Source organism: Flavobacterium columnare NBRC 100251 = ATCC 23463 (assembly GCF_002530675.1).
GTDB classification, from domain to species: domain Bacteria; phylum Bacteroidota; class Bacteroidia; order Flavobacteriales; family Flavobacteriaceae; genus Flavobacterium; species Flavobacterium columnare.
Map to the genome: position 1 here is coordinate 1 of NZ_PCMX01000117.1, position 3,304 is coordinate 3,304.

The 3,304-nt window shown below is 28.3% G+C and carries 4 protein-coding genes; all 4 read left to right on the plus strand.

Features of this window, described 5'->3' with window-relative positions:
- A partial coding sequence (locus tag B0A78_RS14565; RefSeq protein ID WP_169859153.1) for a hypothetical protein occupies positions 1-518 on the plus strand: 518 nt, incomplete at its 5' end.
- An 8-nt stretch (positions 519-526) separates the two neighbouring features.
- Positions 527-1,462 (plus strand): hypothetical protein, encoded by a 936-nt coding sequence (locus B0A78_RS12930; RefSeq protein ID WP_077225814.1) that lies wholly within the window; start codon positions 527-529, stop codon positions 1,460-1,462.
- A gap of 374 nt (positions 1,463-1,836) precedes the next feature.
- Positions 1,837-2,460 (plus strand): RHS repeat-associated core domain-containing protein, encoded by a 624-nt coding sequence (locus tag B0A78_RS15000; RefSeq protein WP_262494804.1) that lies wholly within the window; start codon positions 1,837-1,839, stop codon positions 2,458-2,460.
- Between the two features lie 12 nt (positions 2,461-2,472).
- Positions 2,473-3,069 (plus strand): hypothetical protein, encoded by a 597-nt coding sequence (locus B0A78_RS12940; protein ID WP_065212888.1) that lies wholly within the window; start codon positions 2,473-2,475, stop codon positions 3,067-3,069.
- Positions 3,070-3,304 lie beyond the last annotated feature (235 nt).

Here is a 3,304-nt window from a genome sequence, read left to right on the forward strand (position 1 = left end):
CTTACATAAGTCAAGATCCTGTGTCGGTTTTAGGTGGATTTCGTTTATATTCTTATGTTCATGACTTAAATACTTTTGTTGATGTTTTAGGTTTAATGCCTTTAAGTAATCCTATTCATCAAGGACACCACATGGTTCCTCATCAAGCCGCAACTGACCTAGCTGTAAAACCTTTTAATAGCCAAACAGGTGTTCCTAGTATGTATTTCGATGACACGCAATTTACGGGGAGCGAACATAGTGCTATGCATGGTTATAATGGTATTGGAACAAATACTAAACCACTTGTGAAAGCAGATCAAATTAAAGCAAAAGGATTAACAAACGATCAATGGTTAAAAAGCTTAGAAAATCATTATAATAATCCTGCCTTAGCAAACGTTAAAGGAGATCTACATATAATAGCTGCAGACGGAACAAAAGGAGACTTAATAAAGAAAAATGTCTCTCCTTCTGAAGCTTGGGATTTAGTGAAAAAATGGGCTAAAGATCAAGGGGTTGAAATAAAATGTAATTAAATTTATAAATGGAAAATACAAAAACTATAGCTTTTAGAACTCATAATTCAACAATAAAAGTAAAAATTAATAATATTGAATATCTCATTGAAACAGAATTAGATAATCTTTCAAATTACAATATTAAGTTAATTTTTAACTTAAATGATCAGATTTTTTTTTATGATGAAAAAATATTTGGTGAGAAAAAAATAGAAAAAAGGCATTTATTTAGGGGGGCTATTAATAATTTATCTATTTTAGATTACAGTCAGGATAGCTTAGTCCAATTTCATGAAAATGTAAACGTTGATTATAGTGTATATGTAGATTATCCTATAAATCAATATGAAATTTTAAACGCAATACCACTTCCGACAAATATTCTAACTATTGTTTTGAATTTTAATAAAACTCAAAGCAATCAAAATTCTTTAAATCATAACGTATACAAATATTTCGATGCGTTTAGTCATTTAGGTTTTTGTTTAGTTGATTTAGAAAAAATGAAAACCATTATTGATGAAAACTATAGTCATAGAAAACTAGATTTAATTCATGAATTTACAAATACTGATTTAATTGAAAAATTATTTGCTGAAGGAATAATAATAATAACTTGGGGTATTAATCCTTTTTCTTATCCTATTTATAGTATTGAAAACAAAAATATTATAGCTAATGATTTTGGAATGACCTATGATGATAATAAAGGGGTTTATAATATAAAGGAAGAAATTGAAGATTTATCTATTATCCCTGGCAATTTATTAAAAAATTGGGAGGATATCTGTTCAAAACAGTGGGAAAAAATTCCGTTGTATGGTAAAGGCCAAAAAGTAATTTTAGAACCAAGAAAACTTATTGATTTAAATGATGATATTATTATTTCTTCTTTTTTATTATACAGAACAGATGATGAAATTAATGAAAATGTTTTGTTAAATATTGATTTATTATATTAATGGTCATGATCTTTTAAAAAAATCTTTCCTTATAAAGAGAGTTATGAAATAATAAATTAAAAATACCAAACAACGAACAGTTTTTTAGTCTGTTCGTTGTTTCATCTTTTTAGGATGGAAACGTTCTTTTACACCAGTGGACATATCTAAAAGGGCAAGAGGCAGAAACTTCTGTTAACGATCTAGGAGAAGTTTATCTAAGTCAAAAAGAAAGCGTAGAGGATTTAGTTACTTGGATTTACCAAGAAAATAGCTTTGTACCTAGTGCTAAAATACAAGGAGAAGAGCAATTTAGTATAATTTCTGATTATATAGGCAGACCCCTACAATGTTATAACGAAAAGGGCTCTTTAATATGGAGCACAGACTATGATATTTATGGAGGTTTACGCAATTTTAGCTCGCCTATTAATCTAACCCCAGACTTTATTCCTTTTAGACAACTCGGACAGTATGAAGACCCCGAATTAGAAGGTCTTTATTACAACAGGTTTCGATATTATGATTGTAGTATTGGAAATTATATTTCTCAAGATCCTATTGGACTGGAAGGAAATAACCCGACTTTCTATGCGTATGTACACGATTCTAATTCGTGGGTGGATCCGTTTGGGTTAGACACATCAAGTGATGCTGCTATATTAAGAGCAAATATGATTAGAGATGGTATTGATACTCCTAATTATTCAAACTCTGCTCATCATATTGTAATGTCAAATTCAACTGATCCCAATATGATTTCGTTAAGATCACAAATGACAAATATAGGTATTGACATAAATGATTCCTCTAATGGTGTATTTTTACCTACTAGCTCAAAAGTGAAAAATGATTTTAATCTAGATGCACATGCTCACTCTAGAGTTCACACGAATGAATACAAAAAGAACGTCTTTGAACGATTAAAAGATATTACAGATCCAGACAAGTTTAAAAATGAATTAGAAAAAATAGGAAAAGAACTTTCTGAAGGCACATTTAAAATTAAATGCAATTAGATTTTATACATCATGAATTTAAAAGAAGAATTTGAATTGTTCAAGAATAAATTTGAAGCCTTAATTGCTAAGGCTGAATTTGAAAAAAGGAGAATTATTTTCTCAAAAGGAGAATTTTATGAAGATGCACCATTTTCTTATCAAAGACTAGGTTTCAATAAGGGAACTCTTTATAAAGATGAAAATAAGGTGAAATTTAATAAAAATTTACACATTTATTATTTTGACAAAGACAATAAACTAATATTAACTAAACAAGCAACCTCTATTCAAGATAATTTTTATTTTACTTTCTTTACTTGGGAGAATGACAATTTGATGACTTCTGTCAGATATGACAACCTAAAATCATTAGTAAATTTAACAAGGTACATATATGAAAATGATAAACTAAAAAAATCTTATTTTCAAGCCAATAGAGGTTCTAGAATAGAACATTATATATACGAAAATAATAGATTAATAAAAATTGAAGGGCAATCATTTTCAAACACAGAAGAAAAGCAAAATGAATATTCCGACCATTTTTCATATGATGGAGAAAATCTGAATACAATCATAAGACATTTTAGAAATGGTTATTCAGAACAGTTTTTTCCTAAAAAATAAACTCATTTCTCTTTCTCATTAGAAAAAGTAATAAAGAGGAAGAATTATTGATAAAAAAGCTTTCCTTATAAAGAAGTTGTAAAATAATAAATTAAAAATACCAAACAACGAACAGGCTAAAAAACTGTTCGTTGTTTCCTCTTTTTAGGATGGGAACGTTCTTTTACATGAGTGGGATTACCAAAAAGGAGAAGAACATGAAACTTCTGTTAATAATCTAGGAGAAGTTTTTTTA

What these genes read in the sequence shown, in the direction of transcription:
- B0A78_RS12940 (WP_065212888.1), top strand. Translation starts at nt 2,473, where the DNA reads ATGAATTTAAAAGAAGAATTTGAATTGTTCAAGAATAAATTTGAAGCC.
- B0A78_RS12930 (WP_077225814.1), top strand. Translation starts at nt 527, where the DNA reads ATGGAAAATACAAAAACTATAGCTTTTAGAACTCATAATTCAACAATA.